The organism is Pseudomonas benzopyrenica (genome assembly GCF_036884265.1).
GTDB classification, from domain to species: domain Bacteria; phylum Pseudomonadota; class Gammaproteobacteria; order Pseudomonadales; family Pseudomonadaceae; genus Chryseomonas; species Chryseomonas benzopyrenica.
The window spans coordinates 1699067-1716065 of record NZ_CP145723.1; the positions used below are offsets into that span (position 1 = coordinate 1699067).

Here is a 16999-nt window from a genome sequence, read left to right on the forward strand (position 1 = left end):
TGCGCAATCGAGGAAAAGGTTATACCTCATAACTTTATCTTTTGAGCAAGGCGTTTGCCGGGTGGGCTGGGTGTCTTTGCCCACCTAAATCAGCAAGTCCCTGATTGAACGACTCTTTCTCCTGCCAGCCCGGGCTGGGCACAGCCCTTGCTCCCTTATCTGTGCCCACCGCGGCCCGATAACAACAAGGAGAAGGCTATGAGCAGACCATCCACGCCGTTCCTGGACGGCGCACCCTGGCGCGAGCGGATTTTCGATGGCGACTGGATCGCCGCTCAGGGCGGCACCTTAGAGGTCATCGAACCCGCCACCGGCCAGCCCCTGCATCGCACGGGCCTCGCCAGCGTCGCCGACATCGACCAGGCCTGCGCCAAGGCGGCCCAGGCGCAACCGGCCTGGGCCGCCTGGACGGCCCGGCAAAAGGCCGCGCTGTTCCTGGCGGCCGCCGCGCAGCTCGAACTGAATCGCGCCGAACTGGCACCCCTGATCGCCCGGGAGACCGGCGGCATCCTGTCCAAGGCCGAGCTGGAGCTGCGCGAAGCCGGAGTCATCCTGCAGCAGGTCGCCGGCCAGTTGCTGCAGCCCCATGGCGTGGTTCTGCCCAGCGAGCGTGGTGCCCTGTCCTATGCCCGCCGCCTGCCCCATGGCGTGGTGGGGGTGATCTCGCCCTTCAACTTCCCGCTGATCCTTTCCCTGCGCGCCGTGGCCCCGGCGCTGGCCTGCGGCAATGCCGTGGTACTCAAGCCGGATCACCAGACGCCGGTGAGCGGCGGCGTGCTGATCGCCCGACTGTTCGAGGCCATCGGCCTGCCCAAAGGCGTGCTGCAGGTGCTGCCCGGTCGCGCCGAGGCCGGGGCGGCGCTCTGCGCCCATCCCCAGGTGCGGATGATCGCCTTCACCGGCTCGACCCAGGCCGGGCGCCAGGTGGCGGAAAGCGCCGGGCGCCATCTGAAGAAGGTGGCGCTGGAGCTGGGCGGCAAGAATCCGCTGATCGTGCTCGATGACGCCGATCTCGACCGCGCCGCCAGCTGCGCCGCCTGGGGCAGCTTCCTGCACCAGGGCCAGATCTGCATGGCCACCGGCCTGATCCTGGTGCACCAGCGCATCGCCGCCGCCTTCAGCGAACGCCTGGTCGCCCGCGCCGCCGCCCTGCGCCTGGGTGATCCCCTGGCGCCCAGCACCCAACTCGGCCCGCTGATCAACGACCGGCAGTTGCGACGGGTGCAGGGCATCGTCGCCGATAGCCTCGCCGCCGGTGCCCGGCTGCTGCAGGGCGGTCATCACGAAGGCCTCTTCTATGCCCCCACGGTGCTCGCCGACGTCCGCCCCGGCATGCGGGCCTTCGATGAGGAAGTCTTCGGCCCGGTGGCCAGCGTGGTGACCTTCGCCGACGAGTCCGAGGCCATCGACCTGGCCAACCGCACCCCTTATGGCCTGGCGGCCGGTGTGCTGTCCGGCTCCCTGGCGCGGGCCCGGGCCCTGGGCGAACGGCTGGAGTGCGGAATGCTGCACCTCAACGACCAGACGGTGAACGACGAGGTGGTCAATCCTTTCGGCGGGCGTGGCCAGTCCGGCAATGGCGGCAGCGTCGGTGGCCTGTGCAACTGGGACGACTACAGCCAGTGGCAATGGGTGACCGAGCACTCGGAGTTGCCGCGCTATCCCTTCTAGCCCCTTTTCCACCCCCAATAACAACAAGAGGAAAATCCCATGACCCTGAATGGCAAGACTCTGGTGATCACCGGCGTGGCCTCCGGCATTGGCGCCGAGTTGGCGCGCCTGGCACGCTTCCAAGGCGCCACTGTGATCGGCGTCGACCGCAATCAGCCCCAGTTCAGCCTGGACGACTTCCACCAGGCCGACCTGGGCGATCCCGACAGCATCGCCGCCCTGGTCGGTCGCCTGCCGGCGCACCTGCACGGCCTGTGCAACATCGCCGGGGTACCGGGCACGGCACCCCGGGAGGCAGTGGCCCGGGTCAATTACCTCGGCCTGCGGTTGCTCAGCCAGCAACTGGTCGCGCGGTTGGGGCAGGGCGGGGCCATCGTCAACGTCACCTCCATCCTCGGCGCCGAATGGCCGCAGCGCCTGGAGCGGCACCGCGAACTGGCGCAAATCGCCGACTTCGCCCAGGCCCAGGCCTGGCTGGAGGCCCATCCGGTGGAGCAGGCCACCTGCTACCAGTACTTCAAGGAGGCGCTCATCGTCTGGAGCTTCGTGCAGTCCCAGACCTGGTTCCGCGAATTCGGCGTGCGGCTGAATTGCGTGGCGCCGGGCCCGGTGTTCACGCCCATCCTCGGTGACTTCGTCAGCATGCTGGGTGAAGAGCGGGTCGCCCGCGACAGCCAGCGCATCCTGCGTCCGGCGCTGGCCGACGAGGTGGCCGCGGTCATCGCCTTCCTCTGCAGCGATGCCTCGCGCTGGATCAACGGCGCCAATCTGCCAGTGGATGGCGGCCTGGCCGCCAGTTACGTCTGACCCGGATCGCCGCGCCTGCCCAGGTGCGGTGATCGCGTGTTCCCACAACAAGAACAATCCCAGGACGACGTCATGCGCACACTTTCCCGATTCGGTCTGCTGGCCGCGGCCAGTCTCGCCTCCACGCTGGCTCAGGCCTACGACCTGCCCGGTCTCAACCTCGGTTCCACCAGCTTCTATGATGGTGCCCCGGCACCGGACGGCCCTGGCTGGTACCTGGCGGAATACCTGATCTATGGCAAGACCAGTCGCTTCAACGATCAGAATGGCCGCAAGCTGCCCCTGCCCAAGCAGGACCTGACCACCTTCGCCCCGGTCACCCAGCTGATCTACCTGGGGCAGCCGCTGGCCAACGGTGCCATGCCCGGCTTCACCGCCATCCTGCCCTGGCTGGCCCATGCCGATGTCGACGATGGCCTCGGCGGCCAGGCGCTGAGCGCCCGCGAAGGGGTAGGGGACCTGACCCTGGGCGCCTTCCTGCAGTTACCCACCACCACCCGCCCCGACGGCGGACCGCGCTGGGCGCAGCGCATCGAGGCCGAGATCGTCGCCCCCACCGGTCGCTACGACCGCGACCGGGCGATCAATCCGGGCAGCAACTTCTGGTCCTTCAATCCCTATTACGCCACCACCTACTGGCTGACGCCCCAATGGTCGGTGACCGGGCGCTTCTGGTACCTGTGGAATGGCAAGAACGACCAGCCGCTGCGTAGCTTCGGCGCTGTCTCAGACACCCAGGCCGGCCAGGCACTGCATGCCAACTTCGCCACCCAGTACGCGCTGAACGACCGACTCAGCATCGGCCTGAGCGGCTATTGGCTCCGGCAGATCACCGATACCCAGGTGGATGGCCATGACGTCAGCGGACGCCGGGAAAAAGTCTGGGCCTGGGGTCCGGGTTTCACCTACGCCTTTTCCAGACAGAACCTGGTCACCGTCAACAGCTACTTCGAGCAGGACGCCGAGAACCGCACCGAGGGACGCAAGTTCGTCGTCAACTTCCTGCATCGTCTTTAGGCAGTGGTTACCGCCTTTCAGCGTTTGAAAGGGATACCGTAAATCTGCTGAGTAGGCGGAGCCGGCGGCTGCGCCTGGGGGTGGGGCACCATGTGCCAGGTCTCGTCACGCGGCCGGCGGTCGATGTAGATCGGCACCGGCTGATAGAGGATGCCGCCGCTGCGCACCTGGGTTTCCTGGCGAAAGCTGGAAGAGGAGGAAGAGCCGCCGACCACGGTGACGTCATCGACCGGGCGCTGACGGCTGCTGGCCGGCGCGGGGACTACGGTGATCTCGCGCGGCGCAGTGGCTGGCAGTGGCGTGGCGGGTTTTGGCGGGGGAGTGAAGCCGTTGCTGTCGGGCAAACGCTGCAGCGGAATGGTAGTGATCTGACTATTCGTCGGACAAGCGCCCTGGGTATAGGTCGTCTGGCCCTGGTCGTCCACGCATTTGTAGACATCCTGAGCGGCCACGACGCCACTGGCGAGCAGTAGGCCATAGAGTAGCGAACGCATGATGAGGCCCTCCGGGCACTCGAAGTGTCACCTGCAGGATACAAGATGCCCGTCATGGCTCCCAGCGGCGGTGCACGTCCCCGTGCAAGCCTGCGGCTAATCGTCAGACCTTAGAATTAGGTCTGATGCCGGTGGAGCGTATAACATCTTGAAACATTCTTTTCAGGACAGTGACGCGTGAAGTGGTTCGTGATCGGCGGTTTCTTTCTCTGTGTGTTGTACGTGCATTTTCGCGGTCGGGTGCGTCATCGCTTCCTGCGTCAGCTAGGTGATCATTCGACGGTGTTGGCACCGCTGAACACCTTCATGTTCCTGACGTCGCGGGTACCCAACCAGCCCTATCACCCGGTGGAACGCTTTCCCGAGCTCCAGGTGCTGCAGGACAACTGGCAGCTCATTCGTGACGAAGCCCTGGACCTGCTGCGTGCCGGCCAGATCAAGAAAGCCGCCGAGCACAACGATGCCGGCTTCAACTCCTTCTTCAAGAGCGGCTGGAAGCGCTTCTATCTGAAGTGGTACGGCGACAGCCATCCTTCCGCCATGCAGCTGTGCCCGCAGACCACCGGATTGCTGCGGGGCATCGGCACGGTCAAGGCGGCCATGTTCGCCGAGTTGCCGCCCGGGTCGCGGTTGGTGCGTCATCGCGATCCCTATGGCGGCTCCCTGCGCTATCACCTGGGCCTGGCCACGCCCAACGACCCACGCTGCTTCATCGAGGTGGACGGCCAGCGCTATCACTGGCGCGATGGCCAGGCAGTGGTGTTCGATGAAACCTTCATCCACTACGCCGAGAACACCACCGAGCAGGATCGCATCATCCTGTTCTGCGACATCGAGCGACCGCTGCGCTATCGCTGGGCCGGTGCCTTCAACCGCTGGATCAGCGGTACCCTGCTGGCCTCGGCGGCCTCGCCCAATGACGCCAGCGACCGCACCGGTGGCCTCAACCGTGCCTTCCGGCACCTCTATCGCATCCGTCAACGCGGCAAGGCGCTGAAGAAGCGCAACCGCTTCCGCTACTACCTCGAACAGTGGCTGTTGCTGGCTGCCTTGATCGGCGTGGTGATCTGGATCTGACGGTCACCTTCGTCAGCCGAGGCAGCGGTTCGACTTGACCCCGATGCGGATCGCCTCTAATACTGTATGCATATACAGATTGAGGCGATGGCCATGGATAACACCCCTGCAGGTCTGGCGGCATGAGCGGCGGCGCCAGCCTGGCCCGGCTGTTCGAGGAGCGGCGGCTCTGGAAGGGGCAGACCAGTCCTGATGCCCGGCGCAGCGACCAGCCCACCGGGGTCGCCGCCCTGGATGCCCATCTGCCCGGCGCCGGCTGGCCCGAGGCGGCGCTGACCGAATTGCTGCTCGCCGGCCCCGGCCATGGCGAGTTGCGGCTGCTCTGGCCAACCCTGGCGCGCCTGAGCCAGGCCGCCGAACGCATCGCCCTGATCGGCCCGCCGCTGTTGCCCTATCCCCTGGCCTGGCAGGCGGCCGGCGTGGCGCTGGATTCCCTGGTGGTGATCCGCGCCCAGGGCGCCGAGGTGCTCTGGGCCGCCGAGCAGTGCCTGCGTTCGGGATGCTTCGGCGCGGTGCTCTGCTGGCCCGAGCGGGCCGATGATCGCCAACTGCGTCGGCTGCAGGTCGCCGCCGAGAGCGGTCGTACCCTGGCCTTCGCCCTGCGCTCGGCCGCCGCCCTGGACAATCCCTCGCCGGCGGCCTTGCGCCTGGAACTCAGGGCGCCGCTGGAACGGCTGCACATCCGCAAATGCCGCGGCGGTCAGCCCGGCGTGCTCGATCTGGCCGGCGGCGCTTGAGCTGGTCATGCGCTGGGCCTGCATCCTCTTTCCGCAGCTGGCGCTGGATGCCGTGCTGCGCCGCCATCCGCAGCCGGAGCAGCCGCTGGTGCTGCTTTCCGGTCCGCCCCAGCGTCGCCTGCTGCGGGCGGTCAATCCGGCCGCGCGAGCCCTGGGGTTGCGCCCTGGCCTGACCCTGGCCGCCGCCCAGGCGCTGACCCGCGACTTCGAGCAGCAGGAACATGATCCGGCGCTCATCGAGACGGCCGAGGCGCTGTTGGCGGCCTGGGGCTATGGCTTCAGCTCCCAGGTCAGTCGCCACTATCCGCGGGCGCTGCTGCTGGAGATCCAGTCCAGCCTGCCGCTGCTGGGTCCCTGGCCGCGGCTGGAGCGGCGCCTGCGTCAGGAGCTCCAGGGCCTGGGCTTTCGTCATCGGCTGGCCCTGGCACCCAATCCGGTGGCGGCGCGCATGCTGACCAATGTCGCCGATGGTCTCATCGCCTCTCCGGACGACCTGCCGCGCCTACTCGATCGGCTGCCCGTGGAGCGCGCCGGTTTCGCCCCCCAGCAAGCCCAGGCGCTGACGCGCATGGGTATCCGCCGGTTGGAGCAGCTCAAGGCCCTGCCCAGGGCCGCCCTGGCCCGGCGCTTCGCGCCGGAGCTTCTGCAGCAGCTGGATCTGCTGAGCGGCAGTCGCAGTCTGGCGCTGGAGTTCTATCGGCCGCCCGATCGCTTCGTGGCGCGGGTGGAACTCAATTTCGAGGTGGACTCCCACCAGGCCCTGCTGTTCCCACTGCGCCGCCTCACCGCCGACCTGGCCGCCTGGCTGGCCAGTCGCGACCGTGGCGTGCAGCGCTTCCTGCTCTGGCTGGAACATCGCCAGGGGCCGGCCACCACCCTCACCATCGGCCTGCTGGCCCCCGAGCGCGATGCCGCCCTGCTGTTCGAATTCGCCCGTGGCCGCCTCGAACAGTTGCAGGTGGTGGCGCCGGTCCTGGCGCTGCGCCTGGAAAGCGAGGAATTGCCGCTCTTCGTGCCGGAACGCCATGGCCTGTTCGACGAACGCCCGGCCCAGGCCGTGGGCTGGGAGGTGCTGCGCGAGCGTCTGCGTGCCCGGCTGGGTGAGGAGGCCGTGCTCGGCCTTGGCATCCAGGCGGATCATCGGCCCGAGCGCGCCCTGGTCTGGCGCCACGAGCGACGCCTGGAGACTGTGCTGCCCGGCCTGCGTCCGGGCTGGCTGCTGCGCGAACCGCGCCCCCTCGACGGTCAGCCACGCCGGATCCTGGCCGGTCCTGAACGCATCGAAAGCGGCTGGTGGGACGGCGGCGACCAACGCCGCGACTACTACCGCATCGAGGTGGCCGACGGACGCCAAGCCTGGGCCTTCCGCCGCTATGGCGAGGAGGCGCCCTGGTGGATCCAGGGCTGGTTCGCATGAGCGGCTATGTCGAGTTGCACTGTCTGTCGAATTTCAGTTTCCAGCGCGGTGCCTCCAGCGCCCTGGAATTGTTCGAGCGAGCCAAGGCGCTGGGCTACGCCGCCCTGGCCATCACCGACGAAGGCACCCTGAGCGGCATCGTCCGCGCCTGGCAGGCGGCGCGCCAGGTCGGACTGCCGCTCATCGTTGGCAGCGAGCTGACCCTGGACGACGGCCTGCGCCTGGTGCTGCTGGTGGAGGATCTGCCTGGCTACGAGTCTCTTTGCGCCCTGATCACCCGGGCGCGCCGCCGTGCGCCCAAGGGCCGCTACCAGTTGGGTCGTGCGGATTTGCAGCACCCCTTGCCCGGGCTGCTGGCCATCTGGTTGCCGGGCGGCGAACCCCTGGCCGAGGAGGGCGCCTGGCTCAAGCAGGTCTTCGCCGAACGCCTCTGGCTCGGCGTGGAATTGCTGCGCGGCGCCGATGACGCCGCCCAGCTCATGCAGTTGCAGGCACTGGGGGAGCAGCTGGGGCTGCCGCCGGTGGCCTGCGGCGACGTGCACATGCATACCCGCGGTCGTCGTGCCCTGCAGGATGTGCTCACCAGCATCCGCCACCACCTGCCAGTGGCCGAGGCCGGCTATCGCCTGCATCCCAACGGGGAGCGGCATCTGCGCCCGCTGACGGTGCTCGAAGGGCTCTATCCCGATGCCTTGCGCGCCGAAACCCTGAAGATCGCCGCCCGCTGTCACTTCGATCTGGGCGAGTTGCGTTATCGCTATCCCCAGGAGGTGATACCCGCCGGCCAGACCGCCGGCTCCTGGTTGGCCGAGTTGACCCGCCGCGGCCTGGCCTGGCGCTGGCCGGAGGGACCGCCGCAAAAGGTCACCGACCAGGTGGCCAGGGAGCTGGCGCTGATCGCCGAGAAGGGCTACGAGAACTACTTTCTCACCGTGCATGACATCGTCGACCATGCCCGCCGCCAGCACATCCTCTGCCAGGGCCGCGGCTCGGCAGCCAACTCGGTGGTCTGCTACGTGCTGGGCATCACCGAGCTGAATCCGCTCACCGGCAACCTGCTGTTCGAGCGCTTCATCTCCCGCGAGCGCGACGAACCGCCCGACATCGATGTCGACTTCGAGCACGAACGCCGCGAAGAGGTGATCCAGTACGTCTTCCGCCGCTATGGCCGCGAACGGGCCGCGCTCACCGCGGTGGTCAGCACCTATCACGCCGCCGGCGCCCTGCGCGATGTCGGCAAGGCCCTGGGCCTGCCGGGGGATCAGCTCGATGCCCTGTCCGGGTGTGCCGGGCGCTGGACCGACGAGATCCCCGGCCCCGCACGTCTGCGCGAAGCCGGTTTCGATCCCGACAGCCCGCTGCTGCAGCGGGTGCTCATCCTCGCCGGTCAACTGATCGGTTTTCCCCGGCATCTCTCCCAGCATCCCGGCGGCTTCGTCATCTCCGAGGCGCCCCTGGCTACGCTAGTGCCGGTGGAGAATGCCGCCATGCCCGAGCGCACCCTGATCCAGTGGGACAAGGACGACCTCGATGCCGTGGGCCTGCTAAAGGTCGACATCCTCGCCCTGGGCATGCTCAGCGCCCTGCGCCGCTGCTTCGACCTGGTCGCTGACTGGCGTGGCCAGCGCTGGACCCTGGCCAGCCTGCCCCAGGAGGATGCGCCCACCTACGCCATGATCTCCCGCGCCGACACGGTGGGGGTGTTCCAGATCGAATCCCGCGCCCAGATGGCCATGCTGCCGCGCCTCCGGCCGCAAACCCTCTACGACCTGGTGATCGAGGTGGCCATCGTCCGGCCCGGGCCGATCCAGGGCGACATGGTGCATCCCTATCTGCGCCGCCGGAGTGGCGAGGAAGTGGCGGACTATCCCCATGACGAATTGCGGCCAGCCCTGGAGCGCACCCTGGGAGTGCCGCTGTTCCAGGAGCAGGTGATGCAGATCGCCATGACCGCTGCCCAGTACACCCCGGGCGAAGCCGATCAGCTGCGCCGCTCCATGGCCGCCTGGAAGCGTCATGGCGGCCTCGAACCTCATCGCCAGCGGTTGCACAGTCGCATGGTCGAGCGCGGCTATCGCCCGGAATTCGCCGCGCGCCTCTTCGAGCAGATCAAGGGCTTCGGCAGCTACGGCTTTCCCGAATCCCATGCCGCCAGCTTCGCCCTGCTGACCTATGCCAGCTCCTGGCTCAAGTGCCATGAACCGGCCGCCTTCGCCTGCGCCCTGGTCAACAGCTGGCCCATGGGCTTCTACAGCCCCGACCAGGTGCTGCAGGACGCGCGACGCCATGGCGTCGAGGTGCGCGCCGTGACCGTGCAGGCCAGCGACTGGGACTGCCGGCTGGAGGCGAGCGCTGGCCATCAGCCGGCGATCCGCCTGGGCCTGCGCCTGGTGCAGGGGTTGGCGGAAGCGGTCGGCCGCCGCCTGGTGGTGGCGCGGGGTACGCAGCCCTTTCGCGACATCGAGGACCTCTGCCGCCGGGCCGAACTGGATGTGCGGGCGCGTGGGCAACTGGCCGAGGCTGGCGCCCTGGCGGAGCTCGCCGGCGATCGCCATCAGGCGCGCTGGGCCATGGCCGGGGTGGAGCGCCAGCTGCCGCTGTTCGAGGCAACCGGCAGCGCCGCCGAGGAGCGCCCGGTCTTGCCCGCGCCCAGTGTCGCCGAAGACGTCCACGCCGACTATCGCATGCTGGGTACCACCCTGGGTCCGCATCCGCTGTCCCTGCTCAGGGGCGAACTCCAGGCGCGGCGTTGCCGGGATTTTCGCCAACTGGCCGAGATCGAGCCAGGCGCCCTGGTGCGGGTAGCAGGTCTGGTGCGCGGACGGCAGCGACCCGGCACGGCCAGTGGGGTGATCTTCGTGACCCTGGAAGACGAGCACGGCATGCTCAATGTGGTGGTCTGGCGCGCGGTGGGCGAGCAGCAGCGACGACCGCTGTTGCAGGCTCGGCTGCTACAGGTCGAGGGGCATCTGGAGCGCGAGGCGGGGGTACAGCACCTGATCGCCGGTCGCTTGACCGACCTGAGTCCACTGCTCGACGAACTCATGGTGTCGAGTCGGGACTTTCACTAGGGCGAGGAGAGGGTAGAGCGGGAGAGGGTGAAGCGGAGGACTGTCTTCCGAAGCGCTCTTGAGCGCCCGGAAGACAAGAATCGACCAACGCAGTCTTAGCTGACGGCGTCTTTCAGGCCTTTGCCGGGCTTGAAGCCGGGCAGCTTGGCAGCGGCGATCTTGATGGTGGCACCGGTCTGCGGGTTGCGGCCTTCGCGAGCAGCGCGCTCTTTTACTGCGAAAGTTCCGAAACCGACCAGGCTGACGCTGTCGCCTTGCTTCAGGGCGTCGGTCACCGCAGTGGTGAAGGCGTCCAGGGCTTTGGCAGCGGTGGCCTTGGGCAGGTCGGCAGACGCGGCAATGGCGTCGATCAGCTCAGCTTTATTCATGTAAAAACTCCATGTGTGAGTATTGGCCAGGCAGTATAGCGGCAGCTTTGCCTTGCGTAGAGCCTTTGTGAGCCTCTACGTGGCCGGTTGAAGCAGCCTTGTTGTTCGGCGCTACAGGATACGCATAGCGGGCGAAAGAACGATAGGGTATTCGATCTGGCAGGGGCGTGAAAACCTGATCCGCACTGCATTTTCCACGCTTCACAGCCCAGCCGTCGCCTTTTTGGGCAGCGGCGATGGCCGTTTGGTTTCCTCTAGGCGCTGAACGAAAAGTCGCCGAGCGATGGTGAGGCGAGGCGAAAAACCTTGAGGAAGCAGAGTTTACAAATGGTAAATGAGCATTCCGAAAGGTTCTTTCAACGAAGCATCACTGAGCGCAGGCAGTTTTCGTACAGCGCCTAAGCTACGCGGTCGGGCGAGATATGGGGTTGCAACGGCGGCGTCAGCGGCGGCAGGCCATAGGCGGCGCGGGCGGCATCGCAGTGGGGATTGGCTTCGCCGTTCTCCCAGGCGGCGGTGAACTCGCGGCAGGTGCTGGAACGGTTCTCGTAAACGGTGCAGCGCGTGCCGCAGCCCACTTCGCCCAGCAGGGCCACGCAGCGTACCGGCTTCTGCTCGGTGCCCTGCATGGCCGCCAGATGGGGACTGACCGCGACGGTGAGGTAATCGGGCACCGGGCCGCCTGCCGACTGGCATTCGCCCCAATAGAAAGACACGCGAAAGTGGGCGCAGCAGGCGCCACAGCTGAGGCAAGGATTCTCGGTCGACATGAACGACAGCCATCGCAGAAACCGGCAGTGCCGGCGGGACAGGCAGGGATTCTAGGCAAGCCCCGTCAGGCTGCGAAGCCCCCGGCAACGACCGTTCGGCGGCGACCTACGGCAGTCTTTTCAGGTGCTCGGCTGTGACCAGATGTCGCTGCAGCCAGGCGATGAACAGTCGCACCTTGGCCGGCACCAGACGCCGATGGGGATAGAGCGCATGGATGGCGATGGCCTGGGTGTACCAGGGTGCGAACAGTCGTTGCAGGCGACCCGTCGCCAGGTCATCGCCCACTAGGAAGTCCGGTTGGCGAATGATCCCATGGCCGTCCAGCGCCGCCTGGTGCAGGACACTGCCATTGTTGGCGCGCAAGGGCCCACTGACCTTGACCTGCAGGCGCTCACCGTCACGCTGGAATTCCCAGAGATCGCCATCGCTGGCGTAGCTGTAGAGCAGGCAGCGGTGCTCGCGTAGTTCGGCCGGGTGCTCGGGACGACCGTGGCGCTGCAGATAGGCGGGCGCGGCGCAGATGAACAATTCCACCGCCCCCAGGGGTTGGGCCACGAGGCTGGAATCGCTGAGATCGCCGATGCGCACGGCCAGATCGAAGCCTTCCTCGACCAGGCGCACCTGACGATCGCTCAGCTCCAGATCGATGGCGACCTCGGGGTATTCGTGCAGGAAACTGCTCACCAGCGGTGCCAGGTGGCGCACGCCAAAGGTCAGGGGCGCACTAACCCTGAGGCGTCCCTGCGGGCGCTCGTGGCCTTCCTGCAGGCGCTGCTCGAGGGCCTCCAGATCGCCCAGCAGGGGCACCAGCCCTTCATGGAGGGTGCGTCCGGCCTCGGTCAGGCTCAGGGTGCGGGTGGTACGTTGCAGCAGCCGGGTGCCGTAGTGTCGCTCCAGGGCGGCCAGATGCTTGGTGAGCGCCGAGCGCGAGAGCTCCAGCCGTTCAGCCGCCGCGGTCAGGCTACCCAGTTCGACGATCTTGATGAAGGCCTGCAGGGCTCTCAGGGTATCCAAGGATTGTTTCCATAGCGTGCACAGTTCATTCCCAGAGTGCACCTTTATTCGCGCGTTGGAAACAGGACAATGGGTCATCTTTCCCCTGCTCGAGAATCAGCATGACCGATCGTACTTCGTCCTATGCCGCCCTATTGCTGCGCCTGGCCCTGGGCACCATGTTCCTGGCCCATGGCCTGACCAAGCTGCTGGTGTTCACCTTGCCAGGCACCGCGGGTTTCTTCGCTTCGGTGGGCTTTCCCGGCTGGCTGGCCTATCCGGTCACCTTCTTCGAGTTGGGCGCGGGCGTGCTCCTGATCCTGGGCGTCTGGGTGCGTCCAGTCGCGGCAGTGGCCGCCGTCCAACTGTTCGCCGCGGCGACGGTCCATTTCGGCAACGGCTGGTCCTTTTCCAATCCCGACGGCGGCTGGGAATATCCGGTCTTTCTCGCCGTGACCGCTGCCGCCCTGGCGCTGCTGGGCGCGGGTCAGCTTTCCTGGGATGCCCGCAAGCGCGCCTGAATCCATCCACTCGAGAGGTCGCCACCATGTCGCTTCCCACCCTGTTCGTTTCCCACGGGTCGCCCATGGAGGCGCTTGACGCCGGCGCGGCAGGGGCGGCCTGGCGCGCCCTGGGGCGGTTACTGCCGACCCCGGCCACCATCTTGGTGGTCTCGGCGCACTTCGATACCCGGATACCGGTATTCGGCAGCGCCAAGCGGCCGGCCACCATCCATGACTTCCATGGCTTTCCCGAAGCCCTCTACCGCCTGGATTATCCCGCGCCGGGTGCCCCGGCGCTGGCCGAGCAACTGGCTCAAGGCTTGCGTGACCAGGGCTGGGAGGCCGAGACGGAAGCGCAGGGACTGGATCACGGCGCCTGGGTACCTTTGCGCTATCTCTATCCCGACGCGCAAATCCCCGTGGTGCCGCTGTCGATGAGCGCCACCCGCGGGCCGGACTACCACTATGCCCTGGGCCAGGCGCTGGCCAGGGTGCTGCCGGCGGACACCCTGCTGATCGGTTCGGGCAGCCTGACCCACAACCTCGGTCACTTCCGTCGTGGGGGCGCTGAGTCCCCAGGCTATGTGCGGGACTTCCAGCAGTGGATCCAACATCGCTTGCGCGAGCGAGATATGGACGCCTTGCTCGACTACCGGCGCCAGGCGCCCCAGGCCCGCCAGGCGCATCCTACCGACGAGCACCTGCTGCCCTTGTTCGTCGCCTTGGGCGCGGCGGACCCCGAAGGCACCTTCAGCGTCCATCATGACGGCATCGCCCATGGCATCCTGGCCATGGATCTCTACGGCTTTTCCCGCCGCTAGCCGCTTGCCAACAAAAAGCCCGGATCGGTGACCGATCCGGGCTTTTTGCCAACGGCAGAGCGACGTTCGATCAGCCGAACAGCTCCGGGCCGTAACCCCACATCAGCACCGTGGTGGCCATCAGCACCTCCAGCACCAGCACCCCGATGGCCAGGGTGGAGCCGGACATGATGAAGCCTTCCCGTTGATCGATATTGAGGAAGGAGGGGATGCCGGTATAGAGCAGGTAGGCCGAATAGGCCAGGCCGACAATGCCGGCGATGGCGCACAGCCACACCAGCGGATAGAAACCCACCAGGCCACTCAGCAACATGGGCGTGGCCACGTAGCCGGCGAACAGAATGCAACGATTGGCACTGGGCCGATCTGGATAGCGCCGCGCCAGCCAGTGGATCACATGCCCCATGGCCACCACCGCCGCCATGATCAGCGCATAGCTGATGACCGCCAGTACCACCGCAGTAGGTAGATCCAGCACATGGGCTTCACCGCCGCCGAAGCGCCAACCGAAGGTGGTGGTGCCCACCAGGGACGCGACGACGGGAATGGCCGCCAGCAAGGCGACATGATGGGCAAAGAAGTGCCCGACCGTTTCCCCTTCGCGACGAATCTGTTGCCACTCGCGATCGGGATGGGCCAGCAGGCCCCAGACATGATTGATCATGATCCTGCTCCTCACCCGCTGTGGTCGCCGCAAGCGGGCCTCTGTGGATGGCGAACGCTGGGTACAACGCAACTGGCGACTACCTTAGGAGTATAGAAGAGCTCTGGAATGCGTCATGCGAGCCGACGAAGGGCAGCCTGCCTAGAAACGAAGCGACGAGTGGTCGCAGAGCACCAGGCTGGTGCGTTTTCCGACCCCGCTCGTTTCGCCAGCGGCCTGATTCCAATACCTGACCACCTGGTCAGGAAATTGCTTGCTCAAGGCATCTGTTACCGGCCAACGAGGTCCGTCATGCCATCTCTCGACATCATCATCGCCGGTGCCGGCATGGGCGGTCTCACCGCCGCCCTGGCACTGCAGCAGGCCGGACACCGGGTCCGCCTGTTCGAGCGGGCGCAGGACCTCGCACCCATCGGCGCGGCCATCTCCATCTGGCCCAACGGCGTCAAGGTGCTCGAACACCTGGGACTGGGGCCCGCCATCGCCGCGGTCAGTGGCGACATGCAGACCATGAGTTACCGTGACCACCAGGGACAGTTGCTCACCCACTTCAGCCTGCTGCCGCTCTACACAGCCGTGGGCCGACCGGCACGGCCCATCGCCCGCGCCCACCTGCAGCGCCTTCTGCTGGACGCCGTGGGCGCCGATCAGGTGACCCTGGGTGTCGGTTGCGAGGGCTTCGAGCAGGACGCGGACGGGGTGACCGTGCACCTTGGCGACGGGCGTCGCGAGCGGGCCGATCTGCTGATCGCCGCCGACGGTACCCACTCGCGCCTGCGCGACCGGGTGGCGGGCCGGGCCATCACCCGTGAGTATTGCGGCTACGTGAACTGGAACGGTCGGGTAGCGATCGCGCCGGATCTGGCCGAGGCCCACGACTGGGCGCAATTCGTCGGGGCGCATCAGCGAGTCTCCCTGATGCCCATGGGCGGCGATGAATTCTACTTCTTCTTCGATGTACCCCTGCCCAAGGGCACACCCAACGACCGCAGCCGTTACCGCGCGGAGCTAGCCGAGCACTTCGCCGGCTGGGCACCGCCGGTGCAACGGCTGATCGAACGGCTGGATCCCCAGGGCGTGGCGCGGGTGGAAATCCATGACACCCGGCCGCTGCCGACCCTGGTACAGGGCCGGGTAGCGCTCCTGGGCGACTCCGCCCATGCCATGGCGCCGGATCTGGGGCAGGGCGGTTGTCAGGCCATGGAGGACGCCTGGGTGCTGGCGCGCTGCCTGGACGCCGAACAGGATCCCCTGGCAGCGCTCCAGGCCTATGAAGCAGCCCGGCTGGAGCGGGTCGCCGGGATCGTCGCGCGGGCGCGCAAGCGCTGCGAGATCACCCACGGTCATGAGCCCCTGGCCACCCAGGCCTGGTACGCCGAGCTGGCCCGGGAAACCGGCGAAACGGTGATCGCCGGCCTGCGCAAGACCGCCGAGGGCGGTCCGCTGTGAAATAGCTCTGGCTCGCGGCGACGAATGGCCATACCTTGGGTCGAAAGGCCCACGTCCCTTGTCGGAGAAATTGCCCATGCGCCTGCGTTTCGCCCTGACCCTCGCCAGTTTCGCCAGTTTCGCCAGTTTCGCCATCGCGCCACTGGCCTTTGCCGCCGATGGCGGCTGTCCCTATCCAAAGACGGTGAAATTCGCCGGCCCCAACTGGGAGAGCGGCATGTTCACCACCGAGGTCCTGCGCCTGCTGGTGGAGAAGGGCTACGGTTGCCAGACCGACAGCGTACCGGGCAACACCGTGACCCTGGAAAACGCCCTGGCGCAAAACGACATCCAGGTCACCGGCGAGCAGTGGGCCGGGCGCAGTCCGGCCTGGCGCGCTGCGGAACAGGCCGGCAAGGTGTTCGCCGTCGGCGAGACGGTCAAGGGCGCCACCGAGGGCTGGTGGGTGCCGGAATACCTGGTCAAGGGCGATCCTGAGCGCGGCATCCAGGCCAAGGCGCCGGATCTCAAGAGCGTGGCCGATCTGCCACGTTATAAAGAGCTGTTCCGCGATCCCGAGGAGCCGGGCAAGGGCCGCTTCCTGAACTGCCCGACCGGCTGGACCTGCGAGATCGTCAACAGCCAGAAGCTCAAGGCCTACAAGCTCACCGACAGCTACACCAACTTCCGCACCGGTACCGGCCCTGCGCTGGACGCCGCCATCGCTACCGCCATGCGCCGCGGCGAACCAGTGCTCTTCTACTATTGGTCGCCGACACCGCTGATGGGCCGCTACAAGCTGGTCCAGCTGGAAGAACCACCGTTCAGCCAGAAGGCCTGGGATACCCTGTCGGATCCGAAGAACCCCGATCCGCTGCCGTCGCGCTCGCTACCGGCCAAGATCACCATCGGCGTCTCCCGCGACCTGCACGACAAGGCGCCGGCCCTGGTGGCCCTGTTCGAGAAGGTCGAATTTCCCCTCGACCAGTTCAACGGCATCCTCGCTGGCATGGCCGAGAAACGCGAAGATGCCCAGGTCGTGGCCAAGCGTTTCCTCAAGGAGCACCCCGAGGTCTGGACGTCCTGGCTGCCAGCGGAAAATGCCGAGCGGGTGAAGGCCGCGCTCTAGGCGCAACGATAGGGGATAATGGCGGTTTTCC

Annotated in this window: 16 protein-coding genes; 11 read left to right on the forward strand and 5 right to left on the reverse strand. The window is 66.9% G+C overall.

Features of this window, described 5'->3' with window-relative positions:
- The first annotated feature begins 198 nt into the window (after nt 1-198).
- The 3 genes from V6W80_RS07845 (at nt 199) to V6W80_RS07855 (ending at nt 3495) form a co-directional block, all read left to right on the forward strand.
- Nucleotides 199-1671, forward strand: coding sequence for a benzaldehyde dehydrogenase (locus tag V6W80_RS07845; RefSeq protein WP_338546491.1), 1473 nt, complete (start codon nt 199-201; stop codon nt 1669-1671).
- A gap of 39 nt (nt 1672-1710) precedes the next feature.
- On the forward strand, nt 1711-2478 hold the full coding sequence (locus V6W80_RS07850) for a coniferyl-alcohol dehydrogenase (protein WP_017641860.1): 768 nt from the start codon (nt 1711-1713) through the stop codon (nt 2476-2478).
- 72 nt (nt 2479-2550) lie between these two features.
- Nucleotides 2551-3495, forward strand: a complete 945-nt coding sequence (locus tag V6W80_RS07855) for a SphA family protein (RefSeq protein ID WP_064307988.1) — start codon at nt 2551-2553, stop codon at nt 3493-3495.
- A 17-nt stretch (nt 3496-3512) separates the two neighbouring features.
- Here the strand turns inward: V6W80_RS07855 and V6W80_RS07860 are convergent, their stop codons facing one another.
- Nucleotides 3513-3989, reverse strand: coding sequence for a DUF4124 domain-containing protein (locus tag V6W80_RS07860; protein ID WP_338546493.1), 477 nt, complete (start codon nt 3987-3989; stop codon nt 3513-3515).
- 177 nt (nt 3990-4166) lie between these two features.
- Here V6W80_RS07860 and lpxO point away from each other — a divergent pair, with 177 nt between their 5' ends.
- From lpxO to V6W80_RS07880, 4 genes are all read left to right on the forward strand, one after another.
- On the forward strand, nt 4167-5066 hold the full coding sequence (lpxO, locus tag V6W80_RS07865; RefSeq protein WP_184291105.1) for a lipid A hydroxylase LpxO: 900 nt from the start codon (nt 4167-4169) through the stop codon (nt 5064-5066).
- Between the two features lie 122 nt (nt 5067-5188).
- Entirely contained in the window at nt 5189-5803 is a 615-nt protein-coding gene (imuA, locus tag V6W80_RS07870) for a translesion DNA synthesis-associated protein ImuA (protein WP_338546495.1), read from the forward strand.
- Between the two features lie 7 nt (nt 5804-5810).
- Entirely contained in the window at nt 5811-7220 is a 1410-nt protein-coding gene (locus V6W80_RS07875) for a Y-family DNA polymerase (RefSeq protein WP_338546496.1), read from the forward strand.
- Entirely contained in the window at nt 7217-10291 is a 3075-nt protein-coding gene (locus V6W80_RS07880) for an error-prone DNA polymerase (protein ID WP_338547382.1), read from the forward strand. Before V6W80_RS07875 ends, V6W80_RS07880 begins: the two co-directional genes overlap by 4 nt.
- A 95-nt stretch (nt 10292-10386) precedes the next feature.
- On the opposite strand, the gene V6W80_RS07885 is transcribed toward V6W80_RS07880, so the two are convergent.
- The 3 genes from V6W80_RS07885 to V6W80_RS07895 form a co-directional block, all read right to left on the reverse strand.
- On the reverse strand, nt 10387-10659 hold the full coding sequence (locus tag V6W80_RS07885; RefSeq protein ID WP_007159052.1) for an HU family DNA-binding protein: 273 nt from the start codon (nt 10657-10659) through the stop codon (nt 10387-10389).
- A 398-nt stretch (nt 10660-11057) separates the two neighbouring features.
- A complete protein-coding gene (locus V6W80_RS07890) occupies nt 11058-11429 on the reverse strand; it encodes a YkgJ family cysteine cluster protein (RefSeq protein WP_017641853.1) in 372 nt (123 codons plus the stop codon).
- 106 nt (nt 11430-11535) lie between these two features.
- Entirely contained in the window at nt 11536-12444 is a 909-nt protein-coding gene (locus tag V6W80_RS07895) for a LysR family transcriptional regulator (protein ID WP_017641852.1), read from the reverse strand.
- A gap of 101 nt (nt 12445-12545) precedes the next feature.
- Between V6W80_RS07895 and V6W80_RS07900 the strand changes: the two genes are divergently transcribed.
- Both V6W80_RS07900 and V6W80_RS07905 read left to right on the forward strand, forming a co-directional pair.
- Nucleotides 12546-12944 (forward strand): DoxX family protein, encoded by a 399-nt coding sequence (locus tag V6W80_RS07900; RefSeq protein WP_017641851.1) that lies wholly within the window; start codon nt 12546-12548, stop codon nt 12942-12944.
- A gap of 26 nt (nt 12945-12970) precedes the next feature.
- Nucleotides 12971-13747, forward strand: coding sequence for a dioxygenase family protein (locus V6W80_RS07905; protein WP_338546499.1), 777 nt, complete (start codon nt 12971-12973; stop codon nt 13745-13747).
- A gap of 70 nt (nt 13748-13817) precedes the next feature.
- On the opposite strand, the gene V6W80_RS07910 is transcribed toward V6W80_RS07905, so the two are convergent.
- Complete coding sequence (locus V6W80_RS07910; RefSeq protein WP_017641849.1) at nt 13818-14411, reverse strand: Yip1 family protein; 594 nt, start codon at nt 14409-14411, stop codon at nt 13818-13820.
- Between the two features lie 291 nt (nt 14412-14702).
- On the opposite strand from V6W80_RS07910, the gene hpxO reads away from it, so the two are divergent.
- Nucleotides 14703-15860 (forward strand): FAD-dependent urate hydroxylase HpxO, encoded by a 1158-nt coding sequence (gene hpxO / locus V6W80_RS07915; RefSeq protein WP_064307995.1) that lies wholly within the window; start codon nt 14703-14705, stop codon nt 15858-15860.
- Nucleotides 15861-15936: 76 nt separating this feature from the next.
- Nucleotides 15937-16968 (forward strand): ABC transporter substrate-binding protein, encoded by a 1032-nt coding sequence (locus V6W80_RS07920; RefSeq protein WP_338546500.1) that lies wholly within the window; start codon nt 15937-15939, stop codon nt 16966-16968.
- Nucleotides 16969-16999 lie beyond the last annotated feature (31 nt).

Coding starts and splice junctions, on each gene's coding strand:
- V6W80_RS07845 (WP_338546491.1), top strand. CDS start 199: ATGAGCAGACCATCCACGCCGTTCCTGGACGGCGCACCCTGGCGCGAG.
- V6W80_RS07850 (WP_017641860.1), top strand. CDS start 1,711: ATGACCCTGAATGGCAAGACTCTGGTGATCACCGGCGTGGCCTCCGGC.
- V6W80_RS07855 (WP_064307988.1), top strand. CDS start 2,551: ATGCGCACACTTTCCCGATTCGGTCTGCTGGCCGCGGCCAGTCTCGCC.
- V6W80_RS07860 (WP_338546493.1), bottom strand. CDS start 3,989: ATGCGTTCGCTACTCTATGGCCTACTGCTCGCCAGTGGCGTCGTGGCC.
- imuA (WP_338546495.1), top strand. CDS start 5,189: ATGAGCGGCGGCGCCAGCCTGGCCCGGCTGTTCGAGGAGCGGCGGCTC.
- V6W80_RS07875 (WP_338546496.1), top strand. CDS start 5,811: ATGCGCTGGGCCTGCATCCTCTTTCCGCAGCTGGCGCTGGATGCCGTG.
- V6W80_RS07880 (WP_338547382.1), top strand. CDS start 7,217: ATGAGCGGCTATGTCGAGTTGCACTGTCTGTCGAATTTCAGTTTCCAG.
- V6W80_RS07885 (WP_007159052.1), bottom strand. CDS start 10,659: ATGAATAAAGCTGAGCTGATCGACGCCATTGCCGCGTCTGCCGACCTG.
- V6W80_RS07890 (WP_017641853.1), bottom strand. CDS start 11,429: ATGTCGACCGAGAATCCTTGCCTCAGCTGTGGCGCCTGCTGCGCCCAC.
- V6W80_RS07900 (WP_017641851.1), top strand. CDS start 12,546: ATGACCGATCGTACTTCGTCCTATGCCGCCCTATTGCTGCGCCTGGCC.
- V6W80_RS07905 (WP_338546499.1), top strand. CDS start 12,971: ATGTCGCTTCCCACCCTGTTCGTTTCCCACGGGTCGCCCATGGAGGCG.
- V6W80_RS07910 (WP_017641849.1), bottom strand. CDS start 14,411: ATGATCAATCATGTCTGGGGCCTGCTGGCCCATCCCGATCGCGAGTGG.
- hpxO (WP_064307995.1), top strand. CDS start 14,703: ATGCCATCTCTCGACATCATCATCGCCGGTGCCGGCATGGGCGGTCTC.
- V6W80_RS07920 (WP_338546500.1), top strand. CDS start 15,937: ATGCGCCTGCGTTTCGCCCTGACCCTCGCCAGTTTCGCCAGTTTCGCC.